Raw genomic sequence first — 25,115 nt, 5'->3', positions numbered from 1 at the left:
GCCTAGGCAACTGTTGTCAAGGCAATCGTTAGCGCGCGCGGAGCACCCGCAGATCAGGGTCGGCGAAGGCCGGCCGCCCGGGATCCCGGCATCCTGCCCTAGAGGCGCACGGCCATCTCCACCGTCACGTCGTCGCCCTCGGCAAGACCCTGCGGCTTGCGCACGGCGTTCTTGAGCGGCAGCAGGTAGGAGCCGTCCTTCGGGAAGAGCGACGTCGTGAAGGCGGTCTCGCCGATCCGGGCCTCGACGGGAATCACGCCCCAGCCGTACGAGGCCGCCGTGGCCACCTCGCGGATGTCGGCGGACTCCTCGTCCGGCACGGCGACGAAGTAGTAGGGCGACGGCCCACGCCACTCGATCACACGGCCGGAGAAGACGAGTTCCATGAGGTCGGGTCCCGTTCGTGGAGGAGGGCAGGGCCCGCTCAGCGTACCTGCGGTGCCACGACCTCAACGGCTCCTGAACGGATGCCAGTTGCCTCCGGCGGTCAGAGCTTGGCGCCGAAGTCCTGGGTCCACCAGGGGCCGCCCGAACCCTTGTGGACGCCCACGCCGATGTCCTTGAACGAGCAGTTGAGGATGTTGGCCCGGTGGCCGGGGCTGTTCATCCAGGAGTCCATCACGGCCTGCGGGGTCTGCTGGCCCTGGGCGATGTTCTCCCCGTACGTGGACCAGCGGTAGCCCGCGGCGGTGATGCGCTGCCCGGGGTCGGCGCCGTCCGGGTTGGTGTGGTCGAAGAAGTTGCGGGCGGCCATGTCGTCGGAGTGGCCCTGCGCGGCCTTCTCCAGTTGAGGATCCTCGGTGAGCGGTCCGCAGCCGGCGGCCGCGCGCTCCTTGTTCACCAGCGCGACCACCTGCGTCACGGTGTCCGAGGGGGTCGACTGGGCCTGCGGTGTGCTGGGCGCGCTCTGCGGGGGCCGAGCGGACCGCACGGGAGCGGACGCGGACTTCTTCGCCGGGTGGGGCGTCTTCTTGGCGCTCTTCGCCTTTTTCGAGGCCGACGGGGACGGAGTCGGAGAGGCCGAGGGCGACTGCGAGGTCTCGACGACGCGGGGTGCGGAGAGGTCCACCACGGGATCGCCGGCGCTCCGCGCGGCGGTCGCCCCCTCGTTCCCCGCCCCGGAGTCCGTCCCGAAGTACCAGAGGCCGCCGCCCGCGACGCAGGCCGCCACGACGGCACCGCCGACAGCCCGGCGCCGGATGCGCCGACGCCGCCGGGCCTCGCCCCGGGAAGCCGACCGGCCGCGTGCGGCGCGCCGGCCGGACGCCGGGCCCGTACCGGTGTGGCCCGCGGACGCGTCCAGCCGGGACGCCGAACCGGCCATGGCCATCCCGCCCGAGCCGGGGCCCATCTTCGCCAGCAGCGCGGTCGACACCGAGACCAGTGCCAGGCCGGCCAGCAGTCCCTCAGCGGGCATCAAGCCGCTCCACAGGCCGGAGCAGCGCGCACAGCCGCGAGCGTGCCGGGCTATGCGCTTGCGCCACAGCGTCGAGGGCCGGTTGTCCCAGGAGGCCAGCACGCCCTGCAGTTCCGCGCACGGCGGTTGCGCGTCCAGCGCCCGTACCACCACGCGGGCCGCCTCCAGCTGGGCCTTCATCCGCTGTACGCGGACCGCGGTGTGCTGGGGCGACAGCTCCAGGGCCGCCGCCACCTCGCCGCGGGTCAGCTCACCGGCGCACTCCAGCCACCACAGCGACAGCAGTCCTCGGTCGTCGGGCTCCAGCCAGCGGGTGGCACGCGCCGTCTCCTGGCGCTGGCCGGACAGCTGCAGTTGCACCATCGTCAGATCCACGAAGTCCGCGCCCGGATCGGCGAGTTCCTCGGCCTCCTCGACGGCGCCCGGAGCGAACTGCCGGTCCTGCCAGTGTGCCCGGACCTGGTTCATCGCGATCGCCACGAGCCAGGAGCGGAAGCTCTCGGGAGTACGCAGACCGCCCAGCGCGTCCAGGGCGCGGAGCATGGTCTCCTGCACCACGTCGTCGACATCGACCGAGCCGTTCAAAGCACGTCCCACGATGTTGTAGACCAGCGGGAGGTATGCGCTGACCAGGGCGTCCTGGGCCGCCGCGTCACCCGCCCGGGCAGCGGTCACCAGTGCCGCCGACTCCACCGTGTGCTCTGTACTCATCAATCGCTTCCCTGTCCTCGATGCCGAACGGTGCTGTCCGATATCTGGGAGACAGCTCGGCGAGCCCCCGATAACAGTTCTTCGGAGATTCGTTCGACGAGAGGGTGGTCGCATCGACCCGGCGGTCGCAATGGGAGAGATCACACAGGGCACGGACTCGGCGGTTCCGGTTCTTGGCGCAGGCCCGCGCTCAGGCCCGCGCCCCGCCGTCGACTCGAAGGACCGTGCCGGTCACGAAGGAGGAGCGGTCGCTGAGGAGCCAGGCGGCGGCCCCGGCGATCTCGTCGGGGTCGGCGGTGCGGCGCAGCGGGGTCTGTGCCTTGATCCGGTCGAGGACTCCCGGCGATTCCGCTTCCCAGGTACGGATCATTTCGGTCAGCGTGCCGCCGGGGGCGATCGCGTTGACGCGGATGCCCTCCGGGCCGTAGGTGACGGCGGCCGACTCGGTGAGGCTGTTGACGGCCCGCTTCGTCGCGCCGTAGACGGGCAGTTCGGGGTTTCCTCTCAGGCTGCCGACGGACGAGTTGTTGACGATGGCGCCGCTCCCGGCAGTGGCCCGGATGGCGGCGACCTCGGCGACCATGGCCACCCAGACGCTCTTGAGGTTCACAGTGCAGACATGGTCGAATCCGGCCTCCGGGAGCTGGTCCATGGGGCCGGGCCGCTGGATGGTCGCACCGTTGTTGAAGGCGACGTCGAGGCGGCCGTACAGGTCGACGGCGCGGTCCACGGCTGCGCGCACACCGGCCGCGCCGGCCAGATCGCACACCACGTAGTCCGCGGTGCCGCCCGCCGCCCTGACCTCCTCGGTCACCGCCTTGAGCTGTTCCTCGGTCCGGGCCGCGAGCAGTACCTCGGCGCCCTCCCGGGCGAACAAGCGGGCTGCCGCGGCACCGTTTGCGCCACCTCCTCACGGCGCAGCCCAGGGGTGCGGCGGCGCGGCCCGGTGGGCAGCCCGGCCTCGGCGGGGGTGGTGGTGGAGGTGGTCGCGCTCCGCGTCCGACAGACGCAGTGGCATGCGCGAACAACACATCCACCGACTCCACCTCGGGCCTGCTGGCCGGCAAGGTCGCCTTCATCACCGGTGCCGGGCGCGGCGGATCGGCTCCCCTGCCCCCGCGCACACTGAGGGCGTGGACAGACGAGAACTGGCGGCCTTCCTGCGCAGCAGGCGCGAGCGGATCGGCCCGGGCCAGCCCACCCAGCACCTCGCGCGAGGGACGCGGGCCGTGCGCCTGCTCGAGCCGTGTGTAGTACTCGGTCGAGATGAACGCCAGTGCGACTCGGCGGGCGGCTGCTGCGTTGCCGCGAACAACCGTGATCGGGAGCTGTAGTTGAGCCACCCCAACGGGTGCGATCCGGGTCATGGGCAGCGACGCCGACACCAATCCCGTTGCGCGAAGCGGCATTTCGTGGCCTGTTCCAGAGGCCGATACGGTCGGATTCATGGACTGGAATTTTCAGACGGCCGAAAAACTCGCGGCTGCCTTGCGTGCCGGTGAAGTGACCTCGGCGGAACTGACCGACCAGGCGATCGCCCGTATCGAGCGTGACGACAAGGCGATCAACGCGATCTGTGTGCCGGACTTCGACCGTGCACGGGCCGCCGCGCGCGGTGCCGACCAGGCGCGCGCCCGCGGTGAGGACCGGCCGCTGCTCGGCATTCCGGTGACGGTCAAAGAGTCGTACAACATCGCCGGGCTGCCCACGACCTGGGGCATGCCGCCACACCGGAACTTCATGCCGGCCGAGGACGCGGTGCAGGTGTCGCGGCTCAAGGCCGCGGGCGCGGTGGTGCTAGGTAAGACCAATGTGCCCTTGGGGCTGCAAGATATACAGAGCTTCAACGAGATCTACGGCACCACCAACAACCCGTGGGACCACCGTCGTACGTCGGGCGGATCCTCCGGCGGCTCGGCGGCGGCCCTGGCGTCCGGATTCGGCGCGCTGTCCATCGGCTCCGACCTCGCCGGTTCGTTGCGCACCCCCGCGCATTTCTGCGGCATTTACGCGCACAAGCCGACACTCGGGCTGGCGGCCAGCCGCGGCATGGTCCCGCCGCCGGGGCCGGCCCTACCGGTCGAGCACGACCTCGCCGTCGTCGGTCCGATGGCGCGCACCGCTCGCGACCTCACGCTCCTGCTCGACGTCATGGCCGGACCGGACCCGCTGACGCTCGGTGTGGCGTACCACCTGACGCTGCCGCCCGCGCGCCACGAACGGCTCCGCGACTTCCGGGTCCTGGTCCTCGACGAGCATCCGCTCATTCCGACCGGGTCTGCCGTGCGGGCGGGCGTGGGCCGGGTGGCCGACGCGCTTGTCGACGGCGGTGCCCGCGTCGAGCGGGACAGTCCGCTGCTGCCCGATCTGACCGAAGCCGCGGTGCTCTACAGGCAGTTGCTGTTTTCGGGCTCCGTTGCACGTTTTCCTGTCGAAGAGTACGAGAAGCTGCAGGCCCGCGCAGCCGGACTGAGCGCAGACGACCAGAGTCTCGATGCGGCGCTGCTGCGCGGCATGGTGTTCAGCCACCGCGACTGGATCCAGGCGAACAGCTTTCGCGAGCTCCACCGCCATGGCTGGCGGCAGTTCTTCGCCGAGTTCGACGCCGTGGTGTGTCCCATCACGCCCACTCCCGCGTTCCCGCACGACCACAACCCCGATCCGAGGGAACGCCGGATCGACATCGACGGCGTCGAGTATCCGTACTTCGACCAGCTCGTCTGGGCCGGTCTGGCCACTATGCCCGGTCTACCCGCCACCGCTATACCAGCGGGCCGGTCCCCCGAGGGTCTGCCGGTGGGAGTGCAGCTCATCGGTCCGATGTTCGAGGACCGCACCCCGCTGCAGCTGGCCGAACTGCTCGAGCAGAAGATCGGCGGCTTCCAGGCACCGAAGTAGGGCGTACTACCGGATGTCCGTCGAGGAATGTCGTGTACCGCTCGCTACGCAACACCACCAGTACGACGGCCGGCGGACTCAACGGCACAGCTCGTCCCCCAGGGCCGTGCGCGCGTACCGCACCGTGCGGCCGCTGCGGGTGCGGCTGAGCAGGCCCGCGTCATAGAGGACGGCCAGGTGCTGGCTGACCGCGCCGGGGGTGACGTTGAGGCGGTGGGCCAGTTCGGTCGTGGAGGCCGGTTCGGCGAGGAGGCTCAGCAGGCGAGCGCGGGGGTGGCCGAGGAGCCGTATCAGGGCGCGGTCGGTGACCGGTGGTGGTGCCTCGGAGAGGGTGGCGCGGCCGCGGGCCGGATAGATGAGCACCGGCGGGCGCGACGGGTCGATCACCGTCTGGGCGCCGCGGGCGAAGACCGTCGGCATCAGCACCAGGCCGCGCCCGGCGATGCGGATGTCGGCCGGCGGCCAGGGGGCGGTGTCGCGTGTGCGGGTCAGCCGCAGCTGTTCGCCGGTCCACACGAGTCGCGAGTCGAGGCCGACGAAGAGTGCCGCCGCCCCTTGCTCCGCCAACACCCGTGCCTGGTGGGCGAGATCGGCCTCCAGGATGCTCTGCACGCGCGGCCACCAGCCGTCGTTGAGGCAGGTGTGCCAGTAGGCGTCGACGGCGTCGGCGAGCCGGGCGAGAAAGGCCGCGGGGTCGGCCAGGCCCCGCGCGACGACCGGTGGGAGCGCGTCGCCGGTGCGGTACGTGGCGCGGAAGTCGGCGGTGACGACGTCCGGCGGGGTGCTGCGGACCTCGTCGAGTTCCTCGGCGAACGTGGGGCGGGCGCGGGCGGGGCGCGGAGTGAGGAAGTCGGGCACCCACAGCCAGGGGGCGATGAGTGCGGTGAGCAGTTCGCGGTCGAGGGTCTCCAGGCGTGGGCGGATGCGGCGCAGCCACGGCCGGTGATGCGGGTAGCGGGCCGGGTCGTGCAGGCAGCGCAGCGAGAACACCGCCTCCTGGAGCGGGGAGTAGGCGAAGGAGGTGGTGGCGAGGTCGCCGACGGCGAAGCGGAACTCGATCATTGAGCGCCACGCTAAATCATTGTCGGACGCCGGTGAAGACGGGGTTGGCTGTCGGACATGACCACGACACCTGTCTCATCCGCCTCTGACCAGCACGACAGTCCCGAGGCGAGTCGCGCGACCCGTGCGGGCGGGCTGCTGCCGGCCGACCCGGTCCTGCGTCTCGCCACCGTGCTGACCGTCGTCAACTCCCTCGGCAACGGGCTCTACTTCCCGCTCGGCATCCTGTACTTCACACGCATCGTCGGCCTGGACGCGACCGCGGTCGGCGTCGGGATGACGGTCGCGGGTCTGGTGGGTGTCGCCGCCGGGGTGCCGGCCGGGCGGGCGGCGGACCGGTGGGGCGCGCGGCGGGTCGGGGCCCTGATGTGGGGCGGCACCGGAATCGCCACGGCCGCGTACACCCTGGTGCACTCCTACGCCGGGTTCCTTGTGACGGTGATCTGTGCGACGGCGTTTCAGATGGCGAGCCGCGGGGTGCAGGGCGCGCTCTACGCCGATGTGCTGCCGGCGGCCACCCGGGTGGAGGCACGGGCGTATCTGCGGATGGTGACGAACGTCGGGATGGGCGTGGGCGGCGCGCTCGGCGCGGTCGCTCTCCAACTGGACACGCGGGGCGCGTATCTGGCGGTGATCGTGCTGAACGCGCTGTCCTTCGCGGGCCCCGCGCTGCTGGTGCCGCGGATGCCGCTGGCCTCGCATGTGCGCGAGCGGGCTGCGCTGGACGCCGACGCCCCCGCCGTCGATCGCTGGCGGGCGGTGCGTGACCTGCCGTTCCTGGCGGTGACCGTGCTCAACGCGGTGCTGGTCGTGCAGTACACGCTGTCCGAGGTCGGGCTGCCGCTGTGGATCGTGGAACGGACCGAGGCGCCGCGCTGGACGGCGGCCCTGCTGATGATCGTCAACTGTGTGCTGGTGGCGCTCCTGCAGGTGCGGGTCGCCCGCCGTGCCTCCCAAGTGCCCAGCGCGGTACGGGCGATGGGCTGGTCGGGACTGCTGCTGGCCGCGTCCTGCGCGGTGTACGCCCTGTCCGCCGGCCTCTCCCCCGTGTGGGCGGTGCTGTCGCTGACCGCCGGTGCGGTGGTGCAGGTCTTCGCCGAGGTGCTGTCGGCGGCCGGCGGCTGGACCCTCGGGTACGAACTGGCCGACGCCCGCGCGCACGGCGTCTACCAGGGGGTGTTCGGCGCCGGGATGTCGGCCGGGATGATGGCGGGACCGGCCCTGGTCACAGTCACCGCCATCGCCCACGGCACCCTCGGCTGGGCGGTGCTCGGCGTGGTGTTCGCCCTGGCCGGACTCGCGGTGACCCCTGCCGTCCGCTGGGCCCAGCGCGACGGCGCCTGGCGAGGCGAACCGGCCTGACGCCGCACATCCGCCGGTCACGCGGGCGGCTGCGCCCGCTCCGGCGTGTCGAGGCCAAGGGCTGCGGCGCGGAGGGTGGTTGCCACGCGGGTGACCGCTTCGACAGGGGGCCAGGAGCAGGCAGCGCTGCGTCTACGGGCGGCCACGGAACCATGCCGTTCGCCGTGGCCGGGCTCGCGGTGGCCCCCTCGTGCGCTGACGCCTGGCGCGGCGAACCCGCCTGATGCCCCCACCCACCGGTCACACGGACGGCTGCGACCCGTCCGGCGTGTCGAAACCAAGGACCGCAACACGAAGAGCCATTGCCACCCGAGTGACCGCTTCAGCAGGCGGCGCAGCTGATGCGGACCTCCACGGACCATTCTGTCCGCCCTGGCCGAACTCGCGGCGCCCCCTCGTGCGCTGACGCCTGGCCCGGCGAACCCGCCTGACGCCCCACACCCACCGGTCACGCGGGCCGCTGCGCCCGCTCCGGCGTGTCGAGGTCAAGAGCCGCCGCGCGGAGGGCCGTTGCCACCCGGGTGACCGCTTCGCTCGGCGGGTGCGGTAGGCGGGCCACGAGGAGGCGGCGTTGCTCCTGGGGGCCGCCGCGGACCGGGAGGATGCGTACGCCCGGTGGTGCGGCGGGAGCGAGGGAGGCCGGGACGGTGGTCAGTCCGCAGCCGGCGGCGACCAGGTGGAGCTTGGCCAGCCAGTCACGGGCGGTGTGGGCGATGTCGGGTCGCTCGTCCAGGCCCGGCCACACGCCCATGAGCCCGTCGTCCCCGGAGGTGGAACCGGTGATCCAGCGCTGACCGCGCAGGTCGGCCACGTCGACGAAGTCGCCGCGGGCGAGCGGGTGGGTGGCGGGCACCGCGAGGCACAGGGCGCGCTCGGTGAGCGTTCGCAGCTCCAGCGGGGGTGACTCGGCGTCCGGCGGCCGGAATGGCGGCGCTGACGCGAGCAGTGCCAGGTCCAGGCTGCCGGCGCGCAGGGCACGTACCAGGGCGGGGGTGCTGCCCTCCCGGCCGACGACGTTCAGGCCGGGGTCCGTGCGGCGCAGTGCGGTCAGGGCCCTGGGTACCAGCACCGCTCCGGCGCTGGGGAACCAGCCGAGCCGGACCGTCCCGGCCTGCCCGGGAAGGCCGGACAGTTCGCGCGCGGCCGCGTCGATCTCGTCGAGCACGACCGTCGCCCGGCGCATGACGAGATGGCCCGCCGCGGTCAGCCGTACACCGTCACGCCTGCGTTCCAGCAGCTCGGCGCCCGCCACCCGTTCGATCGCGGCGATCTGCCGGGACACCGCCGACTGGGTGTAGCCCAGCGAGGCCGCGGCCGCGGTGAAGGTCCCCTGCTCGGCCACCGCGCGGAAGACGCGCAGCGCGGTCAGCGACACATCGGTGAAGTCCATGACGATTACGCATACCAGGCTTGCGTGACTTTCGTTGGACTCATAGTCCGCGCGTTTCTAGCGTGGCAGGCATGAACGCTTCACGCATCGCCCTCGTCACGGGCGCCAACCAGGGGCTCGGCCGCGCTCTCGTCGAGGGGCTGGCGGCCCGGACGGGCCCCGACGACCTGGTCCTGCTCACCGGCCGCAACCCGCAGCGCGTCGCCGAGGCGGCCGACCAGGTGGCCCAACTGCCCGGCACCCGCGGTCAGGTGCGGGGCCTGGTCCTGGACGTCACCGACACCGGCGCCGTCGACCGCTTGGCCGGCGAACTCCAGAAGCAGTACGGCGGGGTCGACGTCGTGATCTCCAACGCGGTGGCCCGGGTGCTGCCCGACGAGTCACAGGCCGCGCGCGCCGACGAGTTCATCGATGTCTCCAACACGGCCACGCACGCGATCCTGCGCTCGTTCGGGCCGGTCCTGCGCCCGGGCGGCCGGCTGCTCGTCGTGGCCAGCAGTCTGGGCACCCTCGGCCACCTCGACGCGCGGCTGCACCACCTGTTCGACGGCGCGAGCCTCGACCAGGTCGAGCACGCCGTCGAGTCCTGGCGCGGCGCCGTCCACGACGGGACCGCGGAGGAGGCGGGCTGGCCGCGTTGGCTGAACGTGCCCTCCAAGGTGGCCCAGGTCGCCGCCGTCCGGGCGGTCGCGGCCGAACGCCGCGCGGACGATCTCGCCACTGGCACCCTGATCGCCTCCGTCTGCCCCGGCATGGTCGACACCGCCACCTCCCGCCCCTGGTTCGGCGACCACAGCCACGCCCAGTCCCCCGCCGAGGCCGCCCGGGCCGTGCTCGACCTGGTCCTCGCCGACGGTGTCGATCCGGCGCTGTACGGCGAGCTGGTCCGCTTCGGCAAGCCCCTGAACTGGTACGACGGCACGCCCCCGGTGGAGCAGGACCGGATGCTCACGCCCTGAGTCAGGGTTCGCGGTGTTCGTGTGCCGCCTGCTCCAGCGCCGCCGCCTCCGCCTCCGCCACGCGCGTCTCGGCCTCCACGTCGATCGAGCGGGTCAGCCACCAGTACAGCAGCGCGGAGACCGGCAGACCGATGAACAGGGAGATGTCGGCTCCGCCGAGCGCGTCGGCGGCGGGGCCGACGTACAGGGTTCCGACGGAGAAGAACGGGATCATGACGGCGAAGCCGACCAGGTACGCGATGATGCCGTGCCAGCCCCAGCGCCCGTAGATGCCGTTCGGGTTGAAGATCTCGGCGACGGCGTAGTGCCCGCGGCGTACGACGTAGTAGTCCATGAGGTTCACCGCGGTCCACGGGATGAACAGGTAGAGCACCAGCAGCAGGAAGTTGTTGAAGTTCGCGAGGAAGTTGGAGGTCGCGGCGAGCGCGCCGACCAGGGAGAGCGCCGCGGTCAGCCCGATGGTCAGCAGACGTACGCCGAGCGTGGGCTGCACCCGCTTGAACGAGTCGATGGCGCTGATGAGGGTCAGGGAGCCGCCGTACATGTTCAGCGCGGTGACGGACACCAGGCCCAGGGCGGAGAAGAGCAGCACGATCGCGCCGAATCCGCTGAACACCTTGTCGCCGGCGGCGTTGATCGAGGGGATCGTGTCGAAGTTCTTGCCGGCCCAGGCGGCCAGCAGTGCTCCGAGCACCATCAGCCAGATACCGCCGAGCGCGGAGCCGAAGTACGTCCAGTAGAAGGTCTTGCGGACCGTCACGTCCGGCGGGAGGTAGCGCGAGTAGTCCGAGACGTAGATGGCCCAGCTGATCTGGTAGCCGGCGACCACGCCGAACTGGGCCAGGAACGGCGTCCACTTGAAGGCGCCGAGGTCGAAGGAGCCCGCCGGGTAGTGCATGGTGACCAGGATGCCGACGGTGAAGACCCCGAAGATGACGAGGAAGGTGTACGTCAGGAACCGCTCGGCCTTGTGGATGACGTCGTAGCCCACGAGTGCGATGACAAGTGCGACCACGGTGACCACGACGATCCACAGCTTCACGCCGCCGTGCACCGTGGTGTGCATGGCGTCGGCGGCGAGGACGCTGTTGAAGACGTTGAATCCCGCGTACTGGACGTAGGCGAAGACCCACACCAGGAGGGCGCCGACATAGCCGAACTGGGGCCGCGACTGGATCATCTGGGGCAGGCCCAGCTGGGGCCCCTGGGCCGAGTGGAAGGCCATGAAGAAGGTGCCGATCAAGGTACCGGCGACGATGGCCAGCAGCGACCAGATGAGGTTGCCGCCCTCGGTGATGCTGATCAGCCCCACCGCGAGGGTGGCGATCTGGGCGTTGGACATGAACCACAGGGGGCCCAGATGCCACAGCTTGCCGTGCCGCTCGTCCAGGGGGACGTAGTCGATGGACCGGATCTCCAGGCCCGACACTCTCGGCTCAGCTGATGTGCTCATGACGCCTCCCGGGCCCGGTGTGCCTCTCTGGTCACTTTCTTCCCCTTGGGCGACGAGAGCAAGCCGGTCCGGCGACCACGCGGCGCGACGACCGGTCACGTTCGGTTCACCTGTTGCTCTGCTCACAATTCGCGCCAAAAGGGCCCTGTCGTGGCAGCGGTCACTTCGCTGAGCGGGCGTTTTGTTTAGGTTCGCAGTTCTGTGTCCCCGCACCCCGAACTGCCGAGGTCCCTCACCATGGCGTACCGAATCCGCTCCTTGTCGCTCGCGGCCGCGGTGTCGACGCTGCTCTCGGCCGGTGCGCTCGCCCCGGCATCGGCGGCCGCGGCCACCACGTCGACACGGTCCGGCTCCGCCCCGGCCGACTTCCCCACGTCGGTGGGGGCGCAGGGCAAGGCGCGGGTGACGGCAGCGGTGCTCGACCTGGACGGTACGGGCCGGACGCCCGCGGTGTACGGCGACGACGCCCCCTACGACACGGCGAGCATCATCAAGGTCGACATCCTTGCCTCGGTGCTGCTCCAGGTGCAGGACTCCGGGAAGGCCCTGACCGCGAAGGAGCGCGCCCAGGCCGAGGCGATGATCGAGCACAGCGACAACGCGGCGGCGAACTCCCTGTGGCGGCGCATCGGCCTCGCACCGGGCCTCAAGGCGGCGAACAAGCGGCTGGGGCTGACCGCGACGCAGGGCGGCCCCGACGTCAGGTGGGGGCTGACCCGGACCACGGCGAGCGACCAGATACGGCTGCTGCGCGCGGTGTTCGACACCGGTCCCGCCCCGAAGGCGGGCTCGGCGCCGGCCCTCGGTGACGCGTCCCGCGGCTACATCCGCACCCTGATGAGCCGCATCGCCGACGACCAGTCCTGGGGCGTCTCGGCGGCCGCCGGCTCCGAGTGGGCCCTGAAGAACGGCTGGCTGCAGCGCAACACGACCGGGCTGTGGGACGTCAACAGCGTCGGCCGGATCACGACCGGCGGACACCACTACCTCGTCGCGGTCCTGTCGGACGGCAACACCTCGATGAAGGACGGCGTCGCACTGGTGGAACGGGCGGCCCGGGCCGCCGTCACCTCGACGACGGCCCACTGACGCCGACCCGGCTCCCGACGAGGTCGGGAAGACGCGGTCAGGAAGGCTTCACCGCCGACACCGCGGTCGCGGTGACCTTGTTGTCGCACTCGGCGATCTCACCGTCCGACAGGGCGACCTGGTGGGCCCCCGACCCGGGAAGGCCGACCACCAGCGTCGGGTACACGGTGGGCTTCGCGCCGGACGCGCAGTAGCCGTCCCCCTCGCCCTGCACCTGGACGAAGGTCAGCTTCACCCATGCCTTGCCGCCCGGCGCGACCTTCACGCTCGCCGCGGAACCGGTAGGGGTGACCGTCAGCGGAGCGTTGTGGTCGGGCGAGCCGTTGCCCGCCCCCGCCACCGTCGGGTGGCCCTGCAGTACGCAGGCCTTGCCGGAGACGTTGGTGAACTCGACGATCGCGGCTCCGGTGCCGGTGCCGTTCGGGCGGTTGGCAGCCTGGTACGCGGTCGCCTCCAGAGCGGTGACCGGACACGTCGGCGCGGTACCGCCCGACGGGTCGGACGCCGGCGTGGCAGTCGCGCCCGAGGGGGTGGAGGTGCCGCCGCCGGCGGGCTTCGAGGCAGTGGTGGCCGGGCTGGTGGGAGAGGAGGCCGTGGGGGAAGCGGCCGCGGTGGCCGGGGCCTGGGACGACTTCTCGGCCGCCGGTTCGCCGCCACCCGACTGGCACGCGGTCAGCGACAGGGCGGCCGCGATCGTGGCCATCGCCGACATGGTGACGCGGATGGTGTTTCGGTGCTGCATGGGGTCCCCCGATTTCGGAAGTAAGCCGGTCGACCGGCTCTGTGCCGGTGTTCACGCACTGAGACAGACTCATCTGACCAGGAGTTCCGCTGTGGATCAGCTGTGACACGGCAGTGACACGAACCGGGCCGGATCGGCACGGAAGCACACGGCGTGGCGTGGGAGGTGCGGGCCGAGGATCGTGGTGAGGAGGGTCCTGTGGTCGAGCCGGCTTGGAGGCGGGTATGACGGTGAACCGGATCGGCCTGGTCGTGCACGGCGGGCGGGCGGAGGCCGTGGCCGCCGCGCGCGCCGTGCGTGAGTGGAGCGCCGAGCACGCCGTCGGGTGTGCCGACATCGACGTGTGGCAGGAGGGGGCGCGGCACAGCGCCCGGGAGGAGCTGGACGCCGCGGGCGATCCGGATCTCATCGTCACCCTGGGCGGCGACGGAACCTTCCTGCGCGGGGCCCGGCTGGCGGCCGAGAACGACGCCCTGGTCCTCGGCGTCGACCTCGGACGGGTGGGCTTCCTGACGGAGGTCCCCGCCACGGCCGTCCGCGAAGCGCTGGACGCCGTACGGGAGGAGCGGATCACCGTCGAGAGCCGGATGCTCCTGACCATGCGGGCGTCCTGCCGGCTGGAGGTGCCCGAGCAGATGGAGGCGCTGGTGCACTACGCCCGTGGACCGATGCTGCCCCCGCCCCCGGTGCGCATGGAGTGCGAGACCGGTGACGACTGGGGCGTCGCCCTGAACATCACCGCGCTGAACGACATCGTCCTGGAGAAGCTGGCCAGGGACCGGCAGGTGTCCGTGGGCGTCTACCTGGCCGGCCGGCTCCTCGCGTCGTACTCCGCCGACGCGCTGCTGGTGGCCACGCCCACGGGTTCGACCGCGTACAGTTTCGCCGCCGGTGGTCCGGTCGTCTCGCCCCGTGCGGAGGGCCTCATCTTCACGCCGGTGGCCCCGCACATGACGTTCAACCGGTCGGTCGTGGCCGCTCCGGACGAGCCCATCGCGCTACGGGTCCTGGATCGTTCGGGCCAGGCCGCCGTCAGCGTCGACGGCCAGGTGCGCGGGGTGCTCAACCCCGGGGACTGGATCGGCGTGTACGCCGCTCCCCGCCGGCTCAAGGCGGTCCGGCTCGGCCCCATGGACTTCTACGGCCGGCTGCGCGAGCGCATGAACCTCACCGACGCGCCGGCCGCGCTCGCCGACGGGGTCGCCGCTCCGCTGTGGCCGGTGACCTCGCCCCCGCCCGGCGACCTGGCGCACCTGGCGCTGCCCACCGCTCCCCGCTAGTCGCCGCGGCTTTCCTGAGGTCTGCGGCACGCGCCTCGGGGGTTTCGTAACGCCTCCGATTTCATCGGTCGTCCGTACGATCCCAGGGCCTGGCGCATGCGCCATCGTCGCAGCATGACTGACACCCCCCACCACAACGCCGCGCAGCCGCAGCGCGCCCCCGAGCCGGCCGACGCTCCGGCCGGCGCCACCCGCAGGTCCGTCATCGCCACCCTGGGCGGGGCCACCCTCGGCGTGGCCGCACTGGGTCTCGCCGCCACACAGTCGGCGGCCGCCTCGGACACCCGCACCGCGCCCCGGCTCGCCGCCGCGTGCGTCCTGACGCCCGAGCAGACCGAGGGGCCCTACTACCTGGACCTGGAGACGGTCCGCAAGGACATCACCGAGGGCAAGGCGGGCGTCCCCTCACCCTGCGCGTCACGGTGACCGACAGCATCACCTGCGCCCCGCTGCCCAACACCGCGGTCGACATCTGGCACTGCGACGCGCTCGGGGTCTACTCCGGATACGTGGCCGGCGGTTCCACCCCGGACACGACCTTTCTGCGCGGTGTGCAGCTGACCGACGCCACCGGCGTCGCGGAGTTCACCACCGTCTACCCGGGCTGGTACGTCGGCCGGGCCCTGCACATCCACGTCAAGACGCATGCGGGCGGCACGGTGTCCAACGGGACGTATCACGGAGGCCATGTGTCCCACACGGGCCAGCTCTACTTCCCGGAGACGTACAACACCCGCGTCGCCGCCCTGTCCCCGTACCGGAACAACACGGCGACCCGCACGCTCAACGCCCGGGACGGCATCTACCGCAACGGCGGGTCCTCGACCCTGCTGACCCTGACCCAGGCGGGCAGCGACCTCGGCAAGGGGGTGACCGGAACCGTCGTCCTCGGGATCAACCCCGCCGCCACGCCCTGAGGCGATGGTTTCGTCCCGGGAACGGGCGGCCAGGAAACGGGGATGACCCGGAGTCGAACGTGTGAGGTATGCGGCGCGGCACTCATCACGAGACCGCACGGCGGTCGGCCGGCTCGGTACTGTTCCAACGCCTGCAGACAACGGGCGCTCAGGCGACGACTGGCGGCACAGCGCGCCGCGCCGGCCGCACCACCGGCCACGTCGGCCACCACCGCTCACGACCGGGTCCCGCTGTCGGCGCTCGACTCCTTCGTCGGCCGGCGGCAGGAGTTGTCCCGCCTGCGCGCGCTGCTGAGGGGCACGCGTCTGCTCACGCTCACCGGCGCGGGCGGGGTCGGCAAGACGCGGCTGGCGCTGGAGTTCGCCAGGGGGTTACCGAACCGCTTCGCCCGGGTCGACCTCGTGGAGCTGGACTCGCTGCGGGACGGCACGGTGCTGGCGCAGTCCGTGGCCACCGCGCTGGGCGTGGGCGAACGCGCGGGCCGGACCGGTGTCGACGGTCTGGTCCGGGCGATCGGTGACACCTCGCGGCTGCTGGTCCTGGACAACTGCGAGCATCTGGCCGAGCCGTGCGCCCGGCTGGTCGCGAGTCTGCTCGGCCGCTGCCCTCGGCTGCGGATCCTGGCCACCAGCCGGGAGGCCCTGCGGGTACCCGGAGAGACGGTGTTCCGGGTCGGCGAGCTGTCCCTGCCCCCGGCCGACGCCGGGGACGACGTGGCGGCCCTGCTGCGGGCGGATGCCGTACGACTGTTCGTCGAACGTGCCTCGAACCGCTCGCCCGGCTTCTCGCTCGACCGTGGCAACGCCCGTCCGATCGCCGAGATCTGCCGGCGGCTGGACGGCCTGACCCTCGCCGTCGAACTGGCGGCCCGGCACGTCGGTGCCCTGGCGCCGAGTGACATCCTGGCCGGGCTGGACGACCAGCTGTCCCAGCTGGACCTCCTGGCCGACGGAAGCAGAACCGGGCCCCGACGCCACCGAGGGCTCGCCGCCGCCGTCGACTGGAGTCATCGGCTGCTGGACCCGGCGGAGCGGGCCGTCTTCAGGCGCCTTGCGGTCCTGGTCGGCGGATTCGACGTGGCCGCCGCGCGCTCGGTGTGCGCGGGCGACGGCATCGGACCGGGGCAGGTCTTCCGCATCCTGTGCGCTTTGGAGGCCAAGTCCCTGGTCGTACGACTGCCAGGAGACGCGGCGCCCACCCGTTTCCGGCAGCTCGGCACCATCCGCGCCTACGCCATGGAACGGCTGCGCGCGTCCGGGGAGCTGCCCGGCACCCTGCGACGAGCCCTCGTCTGGCTGACCGGGCTGGCCGACCGTGGCCGCGGGGATGTGTTCGCCGACCAGGCGAGCAGCCCGCTGGCGGCGGAACGGGACAATCTCGCGTCGGTACTGGCCTGCGCCACCGGCCAGGACGACGCCGCGCGGGCGCGGCTCACCCTCGAGCTGGCGCGTGTGCACTACCAGCAGGAGCAGCCGTCGGCCGCCCGCGCGCTGCTGACCGGACCGCTGGGCGGAGCCGGCGCCCCGGCGCCGGGCGGAGAGGTGCCCGCGCTCGCCGCGCGAGTGGCCTGCCAGCAGGCCGACCTGGACGAAGCGCTGCGGCGGGGCGAGCAGGCAGTGGCCAGGGAGCGGATGCGCCACGACCCCGCCGGGCTGGCCAACGCCCTGGACGCCCGGGCGGCGGCGCGGCTGTGCCGCGGGGAGTTCACCGAGGCCGTCGCGGACCTGCGCGAGTGCCTGGACGTCGTCGCCTCGCTCGGCACACCGGAGGAGATCGCCTGGTGCACCCATCACCTGGCCTGGGCACTGCTCCAGGCGGGTCGGGCACCCGAAGCCGACGCACTCATGGCGCGGTGCCTGCCGGTACTCAGGGAGCAGGCACCCTGGCCTCGGACCGCGGCAGCGCTGCACACCGCGGGGGCCGTACGCCTGGCTCTCGGGCATCTGGAGAGCGCCGAGCGACTGTTCACCGAAGTCCTGCGGATCACCCCCGGGACGAGCTTCCATTCCTTGTATCCCGTCGAGGGCCTGGCCCTCGTGGCCGCCGAGAGCGGGGACCCGCAGCGCGCCCTGCGGTTGTACGAGGCGAGCGCGCGGGCACGGCACCGGCTGGACACCGAGCCCGAGGTGCCCTGGCGGCGCACGATGGAACAGGCGGCGGACCGTGCCAGGAAGCTGCTGTCGCCGGCCGCCCGGGAGGCCGCCGTCGCCGGCGCACGGGGGCTGCACGGGGAGCGGCTCGTCGCGTACGCCCTGCGGGCGAGGCGCGGCGCGGACGAGGGGTCCCGGCTGACCGCACGGGAGTCCATGGTGGTCGAGCTTGTCCGAGAAGGGCTGACCAACCGACAGATAGCGGAGCAACTCAGACTTTCGGTGCATACGGTCGCCACACACCTGGACAAGGTCCGCGACAAGCTAGGTCTTCGCTCACGCACACAGATCGCCCTGTGGGCGGCCGACGAGAACCGGAAGCTTTGGTTCCGTGACATCCGTCACGCCGCCCCCGAGAGCTAGGGGTGCCGAATAGTAGATGCCGCTCTGGCGACATATGGGATTTGTCCGGCTTGACGTAGGAGACTGGCGGGTCAGGCAGGACGCCATACCCTCGGCTCGGCATTTCCGCCCGTTCCCCGAAGCTCATCGGGTTTCTGACGGGGCAACAGCAACTCACGCAAACTGCGAACGCCGGACCAGCACGCTCGCCTGCCCTTGGCAAGGGCCCTCGGGATCTACGAAGCAAGGTAGTACGAAGGCTCTTTGCGCTCTCTGTGAGGCCTTTCTAAGAATGACGGCCCGCAGGAAGTTACCGGTGAGGTCACGCATGGCGAAGCATCGTAAGAAGCAGCATTACCGGCGGATGGTCATCGCGGCTGTCGCCTTGAGTGCCGTGGGCGTCCCGACCGCCGCCATGGCCTGTGGCGACTGGGGGAACGACGGCGAGCCCCAGGCCGACGGTGCCGGGAACTACGCGGCCCAGACCTGGCAGTACCAGACCCATCGCCATCACCACCACAAGAGCCACTGGAAGCACCACTGGCAGGGCGGCGAGACCAGCACGCCCGCTCCGGCGCCGTCGAAGACCCCGACCGCCTCCGCGACTCCCCACGAGACCGTCAAGCCGAAGCCCAGGCCCAGGCCCACCGCGACGCACAGCGTCCCCAGGCCGACCGCCTCCGCGACCCCCACCCCGTCGAGCACCCCGAAGCCCACCGCCACGGCCTCCGGGGTCGCCGCTCGCATCGTGGCACTCGTCAACGCCGAACGCGGCAAGGTCGGTTGCGCGGCCCTGACGCTGAACGCGACCCTGACCAAGGTGGCGCAGGCCCACAGCCAGGACATGGCGGCCCACCAGAACATGTCGCACACCGGGTCCGACGGGTCGTCCCCCGGCGACCGGATCACGAGCGCCGGCTACAACTGGAGCACCTACGGCGAGAACGTCGCCTACGGCTACTCCACTCCCGAGCAGGTCATGGCGGGCTGGATGTCCAGCCCCGGCCACCGCGCCAACATCCTCAACTGCTCGTTCAAGGAGATAGGCGTCGGCCTGGCCCAGCCCAACAGCTACTGGACGCAGGACTTCGGCACCGCCCGATAAGCGCTCCGTGGGATGTGCCGCGATGTGCCGTCAGCCGTCTGCGGCGCTGTCGTGGCTGGTCGCGCAGTTCCCCGCGCCCCTTTGCGGCTCTGCAGAACCGCAGCCGACTTCGCCGACCCCGCTTGGTCAGCGCAACAAGAGGCCTCCGGCCGTCTCCTCACGCACCGCTCGGGCGGGTGCCGTGACGGGGGCGGCCGGAGAGCTTTCGGTACGCGACACCGAGCACCACAGCCTGGAACAGGGCGCCCACGACGATCCCGGTCCACGGGAGAGGCTCCGGCAGCATCAGGAACAGCCAGGAGGTGGGCGCCGTGACCACGAACAGCAACAGACCGGCGAAACTTGCGTCCTGGTGCTCGACGAAGTGCGCGTCCACCTCGACATAGGCGAGGACGCCGACCACCATCGCCAGATAGCCCAGTGCCATCGGGTTGAGCAGGTAGTGGCACACCGTCGCGGTGAGGGAACGCGGCGAACCGTCCATGTCGAAGAACCCCCTGAGATCGTTTCCGGCTTCCAACGATCCGGCAGGAGGGCGACACGAGCCTGAGTAGCCGTACTCACGTTCGCACGCGCGGCTACCCAGGATGTCAGCGAGCGGGGGTGTCCTCGGCCATCGTGCGGGCCGCGGCCGTGTCACCCGGGGTGGTCTGGATGACCTTGGGGGCCGACTGCTCGGGCGCGCCCTCGGCGGGGGCCGCGGACTGCGCGACGCCGTCCTCCTTCATGGCCTTGGCCTCGCTCTTGAGGATGCGCATCGACTTGCCGAGCCCGCGGGCGGCCTCGGGCAGCTTCTTGGAGCCGAACAGCACGATGACGACGATCGCCACGATCAGCAGGTGCCAGGGTTCCAGCCCGTTGCGCAGCATGCCGCCCACCCCTTCTCGATGATTGCTACCTTGCGCAACTGTACAACCCAGAGGTCGGATCAGGCGTCGGAGTCGGGCTTGCCGCGGGCCGCCGCGTAGGCCTGGGCCGGGGTCATGGGGACACCGTTGAGGCTGACCGTCTTGTAGGGGCTGACCTTGGCGCAGGTCTTGGCCTGGTCGGCGGTCTGGGCGTGGGCGTTGGAGACCGCGGCCTGGGTGTCGGCGGGCGCGGGCGAGGACGTACCGCCGCCGTAGCTGGTGCCGCTGGGCCAGTCGCTGCCGATCACCAGGGTCAGGCCGCCGCCGGCGCCCTGCTTCAGATGCGCGGCGGACAGGCCCAGCGCCTTCGCGACCGTCTGCGCCTGGGCCTTCTCACCCGTGCCGTAGGTGAGCGTGGTGGTGGTCGCGGGGCTGGGCGCGTTGGCCGTGGTCGTCTCCGGGCTGAAGCCCTGATCGGTGAGCGCGGTCGCGATCGCGGACGCCCGGCCGGTGACCGTGGTGCCGTTGGCCACCGTCACCGCGATCTGCGCTGCGGGCACCGCCGACGCGGTCGCCTTGGCCGTCGCGGAGGCCGCCGCGGACTTCTTGCCCGAGCCGGTGGTCAGGGACTGGTCGTTGGCGATGGTGGCGAACAGGGTCTTGGCGCCCGCGCCCACCACCACCCGGTCGCTGTTGTTCGGATCGGCGCCGGTCTGCATGGTCGTGAAGGTCATCCGCTTGGTGGGGACCTTGTTCAGGTCCGCCGCCAGCGAGATCAGCTTCTTCACACTGCCCAGCCCGTCGTCCACCGTCAGCGCCTTGGTCGCCGCATCGGCCAGGTCGTAGACCGCGGTCGGGTCGGTGAGCGTGCCCGCGCTCTTGAACTTGCGGATCATCGCGCTGAGGAAGATGTGCTGCGAGACCGTGCGGCCCAGGTCGCTGCCGTCCCCGAAACCGTGCCGGGAACGCACGAACTCCAGCGCCGCGACCCCCTTGAGGGTGTGGCCGCCCTTGGACAGCTTCAGATGCGAGTAGGTGTCGTACACGTCGTCGCTCACACACACGGAGACACCGCCGACCGCGTCCGACATCTTCACCACACCGGAGAAGTCCAGCTTGACGAAGTGGTCGATGGGGATGCCGGTGAGCTGGTGGACGGTGGCCACCTGGCAGGCCGGGCCGTACTGCAGCGCGCTGTTGATCTGCCCGTAGTACCCGGACGTGGACTGGCCGCTCGCGCTGTCCTTGCAGGCCGGGACCCGGGTCATCGTGTCCCGCGGGATGCTCATCACGGTCGCGTTCGAGCGGTCGGCGGATATGTGCACCACCATCTGCACGTCCGCGTTGCTGCCCGTCTGCACGCCGGTCTTCGAACAGCCGCCGCCCAGCTTGCAGTCCGCCTTGCTGGTCCGGCCGTCCGAACCCATCACCAGAATGTTGATCGGCGTCCGGCCGAACGCGTCCGCCTTCTCCGCGCCGCCCTTGCCGTCCAGCGACACACTCTGGATGTTGCCGTTCAGATGCTGGTAGAACCACCAGCCGACGCCGGCCGTGCCCAGTACCAGGAGTGACAGACATATCGCGGCGATCTTCAGTACGCGCTTGCCGCGTCCTGCCGGACGGGCCCGGCGCCCCGAGCGCTTGTCGCCGCGTGAGCGGGAGGCGGCGGCCCTGGCCGCGGCCCGGCCGCCCGGGCGCGGTCCGTCGGGCCCGCCCGTACGCTGTCCGGGCACCCGGGCGGTGCGACCGCGCGTGGCCTGGCCACCCCGATCGTCCCACGGCTCGCTCATCTACCCACTCCCAATGAACCGTCGGACCCATCACCTCGATTGCGTGATTGCGCAATCTAACAAAACCCTGGCCCGAGCAGCACAGATCCCGTGGGAATTCACAGGTGAGGGATCTCATGCAGCGGGGAAGCAGGTCCCGTGGGCTCAGGCGCGGGCCCCGTGGAGCTGCCGTACGAGGGCGGAGGCTGGCTGGGAGCGTGCGGTGAGCTGTCCGACCAGCACCCGTACGACGGCCACGATGTCGGGGTCGTCGATGTAGTAGACCTGGCGGCGGCCCTCACGGCGGGAGCTGACGAGGCCGGCGAGCTTCAGCTTGGCCAGGTGCTGGCTGACCGCGGGCAGCGCACCGCCCACCCGGTCGGCGAGATGCGTGACGTCGCTCTCGCCCTGTGCCAGTGCCCACATCAGGTGCAGCCGGGCCGACGAGGCGAGCAGCCCGAACGTGGCAGCGGCCGCCGCCAGCACCTCGGCCGACGGGTCCTCGAAGCCGCCGTTCTCCGCCACAGTCCTCTCCTGCCCCCGCCCGGTTTCACCGTCCACGCATGTGCGCGCACCCAGTGTAGGGGTCCGCCCAGGGTCACCTGGGCGGACCAGGACCGCGTGCGCGGTTACTTGATGTAGACCAGGCCGTCCGTGGTGACGGTCGGGCGGCCGCTGGTGCCGACCACGACGATCTTGACGGTGTGCTTGGCGCTGCTGGACCAGGTCTTGGTCCAGATGGCCTGGCGGTACTGGGTGCTGGTGGACTTCAGGTCGACCGTGGCGGTCTTCGTGCCGTCCACGTAGACGTACGCCTGCCCGGAGGTGGAGGCCCGGGAGACCACCCAGGCGGCGGAGCGGCCGGTGAAGGTCCAGGTGAGGGCGGCGCCCTTGGAGCCGCTGGAGTACGACTTGCCGCCGAGGTAGCTGGTGGAGGAACGGGTGGTCCAGCTGCCGGACTTGGTGGCGGAGGTCTCCTGCAGGATCACCGGGGTGTAGGAGGGCGAGGAGGTGCGGTAGTTGCCGGCGTAGTCGTAGGCGCGCATCGACCAGGTGGCGGCGGTGCCGGACGCCGCCGTGCGGTTGGAGCTGGTGGTGGTCGGGCCGAAGGTGGCCGTCGTCGGGGACAGCAGGTCCACCTTGCGCAGTGCGGTGTTGTCGGTGGCCTTCCAGCCGAGGGTGACCGGGACCGCGCCGGTGGTGACCGTGCCGGTGCGCAGGGAGAGCTTCGGGGTGGTGGTGAAGGTCGGTGCGGTCGTCTCGGCCACGACGTTCAGCGCGTCGCTCGTCGTGGTCTTCCCGGACTGGTGGACGGCCCGGACGGCGACGGTGTGCGTGCCCGGGGCCAGTGTGGCGCCGGCCGAGGTGGCGTCACCGGACACGCTGGTGGCGGGCTCGCCGTCGACCAGCAGCTCGAACTTGGAGATGAGCGAGGCGGGTGTGGTGGCCGTCCAGTGCAGCGTAACGGCGTCCTTGGTGTAGTACGTCGAGCCGGAGAGGGCCGCGTCGTCGACCGAGGTGACCTTGAGACCCTGCACCGGGCCGGCTGCCCAGGCGCGGATGGTGGGCAGCTGGTCGTAGAGGGAACCGCCCGGGCACTCGGTGTTGTAGCCGTCGCGGTGGCCGGAGATCCGCTGGAAGGAGTAGGTGCTGCCCGCGGTGAAGTTCGTGCTGAAGTAGTTCGTCTGGGTCGCGCCGGCCGTCAGCTGGGAGCTGCCGTCCGGGTCGAGGCCGTACTGGCCGAGCTTCCACGCGGCCACGCGGGCGATCGAGGTCAGCGCGGCGTCGGTGGCGCCGGTGGTGGTGTAGTCGCCGAGCACGGCGATGCCCGCGGACTCCCGGTTCCAGCCGTAGGTGTGGGCACCGAGCACCGGCAGGTCGACACCGCCCTTGCGGCCCTCGAAGACGGTGCCGCACTTGTCGACCAGGAAGTTGTAGCCGATGTCCTTCCAGCCGTTGACCTGCACGTGGTACGCGTAGATGCTCCGCACGACCGACGCCGAGTCGGCGCAGGAGTAGTCGTTGCTGCCGTCCGTGTGGTGGACGAAGACGGCCTTGACGTCCGCGTTGTACTCGGGCGCCTCCGGGCTGATCGACTCGTCGGCGCCCCAGTCGGCGCGTGAGGTGATCGGCGGTTCGGGCACGGTGGACGGCGGCGCCGACGGTGTGGTGGGCGACGGGCTCACCGAGGGGGACGGGCTCGCCGAGGGGGACGCCGTGTCCTCGGCGAACGCTGCCGGATGGGCGTCACCGGCGCCGGACTTGACCTCGGCGGCGGTCACCACGCCCGGGTCGACCAGGTTGACCTCCAGGCCCTTGGGCAACGGGCCGGTGGAGCCGTCCTTGTGGACGACCTGCGCCTGGACGCCGTCGGAGGGGCCGACCCACAGCGGCTCGGAGGCACCGCGGACTTCGGCGTCGGGGTGCTCCAGCGGATCGACGTTCACCTCGAGATCACGCCATGCGCTCCAGTCCCCGGTATCCCGGCTCCGGGTGCGCACCTGCGCCTTGCCGTCGAGCCGCTTGGCGCCGCCGGTCCAGGACACACCGAGCATCGAGAACTGCGCGGTGTCGGTGCGGGGCAGCTCCCGCCTGCCGTTCGCGGTGCCCTTCAGCGCGAGGTCGTAGACCTTCACCGGCCGCTTGGCCCGGCCGGCGGCACCCGAGTCGTGGGCGGGGCTGGCCACCGCGTAGGAGACCACTCCCCCGCCGCCCAGGACCACCGCACCCAGTGTCAGCCATGCCCGCCGCTTGAGACTCAACGGTCTGTACGCATGCGCTGTACGACGGCTCACGGAGAGTCCACCCCCACAATCGGCCGGGAAGGGCCATAGAAGAACGTCACGTCAGGCCCACCCGTCACAGAGGCTGCCCCTTTCGAAAGCGCGTACCGGCCCGCAAACATCACTGGTGGACGGGGTGAAGTGAGCCAAGACACACCTCCCGACGCCCAGCGAGATGATCTTGGCCTGATAACGCCACAATTACCCGCAAGTTATAGGCAAATGGGCGTCAATGTGCCTGTTTGTCGCCGAAGGCTCAGATGGTGATGGCGAGTTCCTGGTCCGTGAACGCGCCGTACGACGGGTTGACGTCGCTCTCGCCGCCCCGGCCGTCACAGCCCCGGTCGGGGTTGAACGTCAGGTACGTCCCCGACGAGCAGGTGATCCACATCTCGGCGTCCCCGCCGAGGACGAGGCTGCCGGACAGGTTGGCTCCGCCCTGGACGATCGCGCTGTCCCTGACGACGACGTCGCGCTTGATCTTGTTGTAGCCGTAGTCCGAGGGCGCCGGCGCGTCCGGGATCGCGTAGTGGCCGGCGGACTGGTTCACGGCGTTCACCGGGACGCCGTTGTAGGCGTTGAGGAAGCCCGCGCCGCACAACGTGCTCGCCGTCCGGGTCGACAACAGCGGCCAGAACAGCCGCTGGTGCTCGGGCTCCGGCATCTGCCGGCACACCTGGCTGACCGTGACGGGTCCCGTGCGCATCCCGCTGTGGGGCGTGCCGTCACGACACCCGAGGTCAGCGCGCGTCGCTCGGTCGCCCATGTGGAGGTGTCGGTGGCCAACCTCGGCGCGGCGGCCGCGGCTGCGGAGGTGCGCGTCACCGTCGTCGACCC

The 25,115-nt window shown here is 71.3% G+C and carries 21 protein-coding genes and 1 pseudogene; 9 read left to right on the top strand and 13 right to left on the bottom strand.

The window, feature by feature from the left end; genetic code table 11:
* Positions 1-98 precede the first annotated feature (98 nt).
* The 3 genes and pseudogenes from CRP49_RS34225 to CRP49_RS34215 form a co-directional block, all read right to left on the bottom strand.
* On the bottom strand, positions 99-386 hold the full coding sequence (locus CRP49_RS34225) for a DUF1905 domain-containing protein (protein ID WP_097256837.1): 288 nt from the start codon (positions 384-386) through the stop codon (positions 99-101).
* Positions 387-487: 101 nt separating this feature from the next.
* Positions 488-2,128 carry a sigma-70 family RNA polymerase sigma factor gene (locus tag CRP49_RS34220; protein ID WP_097256836.1) on the bottom strand — a complete coding sequence of 547 codons (1,641 nt, stop codon included), beginning with the start codon at positions 2,126-2,128 and terminating at the stop codon, positions 488-490.
* 190 nt (positions 2,129-2,318) lie between these two features.
* Positions 2,319-3,035: pseudogene (locus CRP49_RS34215) on the bottom strand (SDR family NAD(P)-dependent oxidoreductase); the annotation flags it as partial.
* A 539-nt stretch (positions 3,036-3,574) separates the two neighbouring features.
* On the opposite strand from CRP49_RS34215, the gene CRP49_RS34205 reads away from it, so the two are divergent.
* Entirely contained in the window at positions 3,575-5,026 is a 1,452-nt protein-coding gene (locus tag CRP49_RS34205) for an amidase (RefSeq protein ID WP_097256834.1), read from the top strand.
* A 78-nt stretch (positions 5,027-5,104) separates the two neighbouring features.
* Here the strand turns inward: CRP49_RS34205 and CRP49_RS34200 are convergent, their stop codons facing one another.
* Positions 5,105-6,088, bottom strand: coding sequence for a helix-turn-helix domain-containing protein (locus tag CRP49_RS34200; RefSeq protein WP_218892975.1), 984 nt, complete (start codon positions 6,086-6,088; stop codon positions 5,105-5,107).
* A 57-nt stretch (positions 6,089-6,145) separates the two neighbouring features.
* Here CRP49_RS34200 and CRP49_RS34195 point away from each other — a divergent pair, with 57 nt between their 5' ends.
* Positions 6,146-7,450 (top strand): MFS transporter, encoded by a 1,305-nt coding sequence (locus CRP49_RS34195; RefSeq protein ID WP_097256833.1) that lies wholly within the window; start codon positions 6,146-6,148, stop codon positions 7,448-7,450.
* Positions 7,451-7,898: 448 nt separating this feature from the next.
* On the opposite strand, the gene CRP49_RS34190 is transcribed toward CRP49_RS34195, so the two are convergent.
* Positions 7,899-8,840, bottom strand: a complete 942-nt coding sequence (locus CRP49_RS34190; protein ID WP_097256832.1) for a LysR family transcriptional regulator — start codon at positions 8,838-8,840, stop codon at positions 7,899-7,901.
* A gap of 71 nt (positions 8,841-8,911) precedes the next feature.
* On the opposite strand from CRP49_RS34190, the gene CRP49_RS34185 reads away from it, so the two are divergent.
* A complete protein-coding gene (locus CRP49_RS34185) occupies positions 8,912-9,799 on the top strand; it encodes an SDR family NAD(P)-dependent oxidoreductase (protein WP_097256831.1) in 888 nt (295 codons plus the stop codon).
* Position 9,800: 1 nt separating this feature from the next.
* Here CRP49_RS34185 and CRP49_RS34180 read toward each other — a convergent pair whose 3' ends face one another.
* Complete coding sequence (locus tag CRP49_RS34180; protein WP_179851839.1) at positions 9,801-11,252, bottom strand: cytosine permease; 1,452 nt, start codon at positions 11,250-11,252, stop codon at positions 9,801-9,803.
* A 237-nt stretch (positions 11,253-11,489) separates the two neighbouring features.
* On the opposite strand from CRP49_RS34180, the gene CRP49_RS34175 reads away from it, so the two are divergent.
* Positions 11,490-12,341, top strand: a complete 852-nt coding sequence (locus CRP49_RS34175) for a serine hydrolase (protein WP_097256829.1) — start codon at positions 11,490-11,492, stop codon at positions 12,339-12,341.
* A 37-nt stretch (positions 12,342-12,378) separates the two neighbouring features.
* On the opposite strand, the gene CRP49_RS34170 is transcribed toward CRP49_RS34175, so the two are convergent.
* Complete coding sequence (locus CRP49_RS34170) at positions 12,379-13,083, bottom strand: DUF4232 domain-containing protein (protein WP_097256828.1); 705 nt, start codon at positions 13,081-13,083, stop codon at positions 12,379-12,381.
* Between the two features lie 224 nt (positions 13,084-13,307).
* Here CRP49_RS34170 and CRP49_RS34165 point away from each other — a divergent pair, with 224 nt between their 5' ends.
* From CRP49_RS34165 to CRP49_RS34150, 5 genes are all read left to right on the top strand, one after another.
* Positions 13,308-14,363 carry an NAD(+)/NADH kinase gene (locus CRP49_RS34165; RefSeq protein ID WP_097256827.1) on the top strand — a complete coding sequence of 352 codons (1,056 nt, stop codon included), beginning with the start codon at positions 13,308-13,310 and terminating at the stop codon, positions 14,361-14,363.
* A 114-nt stretch (positions 14,364-14,477) separates the two neighbouring features.
* Positions 14,478-14,789, top strand: coding sequence for a hypothetical protein (locus CRP49_RS48900; protein WP_306459761.1), 312 nt, complete (start codon positions 14,478-14,480; stop codon positions 14,787-14,789).
* On the top strand, positions 14,786-15,280 hold the full coding sequence (locus CRP49_RS34160; protein WP_306459760.1) for an intradiol ring-cleavage dioxygenase: 495 nt from the start codon (positions 14,786-14,788) through the stop codon (positions 15,278-15,280). The genes CRP49_RS48900 and CRP49_RS34160 overlap by 4 nt, the downstream gene beginning before the upstream one ends.
* A 42-nt stretch (positions 15,281-15,322) precedes the next feature.
* Positions 15,323-17,794 carry a LuxR C-terminal-related transcriptional regulator gene (locus CRP49_RS34155; protein WP_097256826.1) on the top strand — a complete coding sequence of 824 codons (2,472 nt, stop codon included), beginning with the start codon at positions 15,323-15,325 and terminating at the stop codon, positions 17,792-17,794.
* Positions 17,795-18,101: 307 nt separating this feature from the next.
* On the top strand, positions 18,102-18,878 hold the full coding sequence (locus CRP49_RS34150) for a CAP domain-containing protein (RefSeq protein ID WP_097256825.1): 777 nt from the start codon (positions 18,102-18,104) through the stop codon (positions 18,876-18,878).
* Between the two features lie 157 nt (positions 18,879-19,035).
* On the opposite strand, the gene CRP49_RS34145 is transcribed toward CRP49_RS34150, so the two are convergent.
* From CRP49_RS34145 to CRP49_RS34120, 6 genes are all read right to left on the bottom strand, one after another.
* Positions 19,036-19,362 (bottom strand): SCO4225 family membrane protein, encoded by a 327-nt coding sequence (locus tag CRP49_RS34145; RefSeq protein WP_097256824.1) that lies wholly within the window; start codon positions 19,360-19,362, stop codon positions 19,036-19,038.
* Between the two features lie 106 nt (positions 19,363-19,468).
* Entirely contained in the window at positions 19,469-19,747 is a 279-nt protein-coding gene (tatA, locus tag CRP49_RS34140) for a Sec-independent protein translocase subunit TatA (protein WP_097257693.1), read from the bottom strand.
* A 59-nt stretch (positions 19,748-19,806) separates the two neighbouring features.
* Positions 19,807-21,516, bottom strand: a complete 1,710-nt coding sequence (locus tag CRP49_RS34135; RefSeq protein ID WP_179851838.1) for an LCP family protein — start codon at positions 21,514-21,516, stop codon at positions 19,807-19,809.
* Between the two features lie 144 nt (positions 21,517-21,660).
* A complete protein-coding gene (locus CRP49_RS34130; protein WP_097256823.1) occupies positions 21,661-22,020 on the bottom strand; it encodes a metalloregulator ArsR/SmtB family transcription factor in 360 nt (119 codons plus the stop codon).
* 104 nt (positions 22,021-22,124) lie between these two features.
* Positions 22,125-24,050 (bottom strand): peptidoglycan recognition protein, encoded by a 1,926-nt coding sequence (locus tag CRP49_RS34125; RefSeq protein ID WP_373560405.1) that lies wholly within the window; start codon positions 24,048-24,050, stop codon positions 22,125-22,127.
* A gap of 484 nt (positions 24,051-24,534) precedes the next feature.
* Positions 24,535-24,984, bottom strand: coding sequence for a hypothetical protein (locus tag CRP49_RS34120; protein WP_179851837.1), 450 nt, complete (start codon positions 24,982-24,984; stop codon positions 24,535-24,537).
* Between the last annotated feature and the right edge of the window lie 131 nt (positions 24,985-25,115).

The sequence above is a fragment of the Streptomyces sp. Ag109_G2-15 genome, from assembly GCF_900215565.1.
GTDB lineage: Bacteria > Actinomycetota > Actinomycetes > Streptomycetales > Streptomycetaceae > Streptomyces > Streptomyces diastatochromogenes.
This window is presented reverse-complemented; position numbering and strand designations above follow the sequence as displayed.

Excerpts from the sequence above, each read along its gene's own strand:
- CRP49_RS34225 (WP_097256837.1), bottom strand. The coding sequence starts at position 386 with ATGGAACTCGTCTTCTCCGGCCGTGTGATCGAGTGGCGTGGGCCGTCG.
- CRP49_RS34220 (WP_097256836.1), bottom strand. The coding sequence starts at position 2,128 with ATGAGTACAGAGCACACGGTGGAGTCGGCGGCACTGGTGACCGCTGCC.
- CRP49_RS34205 (WP_097256834.1), top strand. The coding sequence starts at position 3,575 with ATGGACTGGAATTTTCAGACGGCCGAAAAACTCGCGGCTGCCTTGCGT.
- CRP49_RS34200 (WP_218892975.1), bottom strand. The coding sequence starts at position 6,088 with ATGATCGAGTTCCGCTTCGCCGTCGGCGACCTCGCCACCACCTCCTTC.
- CRP49_RS34195 (WP_097256833.1), top strand. The coding sequence starts at position 6,146 with ATGACCACGACACCTGTCTCATCCGCCTCTGACCAGCACGACAGTCCC.
- CRP49_RS34190 (WP_097256832.1), bottom strand. The coding sequence starts at position 8,840 with ATGGACTTCACCGATGTGTCGCTGACCGCGCTGCGCGTCTTCCGCGCG.
- CRP49_RS34185 (WP_097256831.1), top strand. The coding sequence starts at position 8,912 with ATGAACGCTTCACGCATCGCCCTCGTCACGGGCGCCAACCAGGGGCTC.
- CRP49_RS34180 (WP_179851839.1), bottom strand. The coding sequence starts at position 11,252 with ATGAGCACATCAGCTGAGCCGAGAGTGTCGGGCCTGGAGATCCGGTCC.
- CRP49_RS34175 (WP_097256829.1), top strand. The coding sequence starts at position 11,490 with ATGGCGTACCGAATCCGCTCCTTGTCGCTCGCGGCCGCGGTGTCGACG.
- CRP49_RS34170 (WP_097256828.1), bottom strand. The coding sequence starts at position 13,083 with ATGCAGCACCGAAACACCATCCGCGTCACCATGTCGGCGATGGCCACG.
- CRP49_RS34165 (WP_097256827.1), top strand. The coding sequence starts at position 13,308 with ATGACGGTGAACCGGATCGGCCTGGTCGTGCACGGCGGGCGGGCGGAG.
- CRP49_RS48900 (WP_306459761.1), top strand. The coding sequence starts at position 14,478 with ATGACTGACACCCCCCACCACAACGCCGCGCAGCCGCAGCGCGCCCCC.
- CRP49_RS34155 (WP_097256826.1), top strand. The coding sequence starts at position 15,323 with ATGACCCGGAGTCGAACGTGTGAGGTATGCGGCGCGGCACTCATCACG.
- CRP49_RS34150 (WP_097256825.1), top strand. The coding sequence starts at position 18,102 with ATGGCGAAGCATCGTAAGAAGCAGCATTACCGGCGGATGGTCATCGCG.
- CRP49_RS34145 (WP_097256824.1), bottom strand. The coding sequence starts at position 19,362 with ATGGACGGTTCGCCGCGTTCCCTCACCGCGACGGTGTGCCACTACCTG.
- tatA (WP_097257693.1), bottom strand. The coding sequence starts at position 19,747 with ATGCTGCGCAACGGGCTGGAACCCTGGCACCTGCTGATCGTGGCGATC.
- CRP49_RS34135 (WP_179851838.1), bottom strand. The coding sequence starts at position 21,516 with ATGAGCGAGCCGTGGGACGATCGGGGTGGCCAGGCCACGCGCGGTCGC.
- CRP49_RS34125 (WP_373560405.1), bottom strand. The coding sequence starts at position 24,050 with ATGCTCGGTGTGTCCTGGACCGGCGGCGCCAAGCGGCTCGACGGCAAG.
- CRP49_RS34120 (WP_179851837.1), bottom strand. The coding sequence starts at position 24,984 with ATGCGCACGGGACCCGTCACGGTCAGCCAGGTGTGCCGGCAGATGCCG.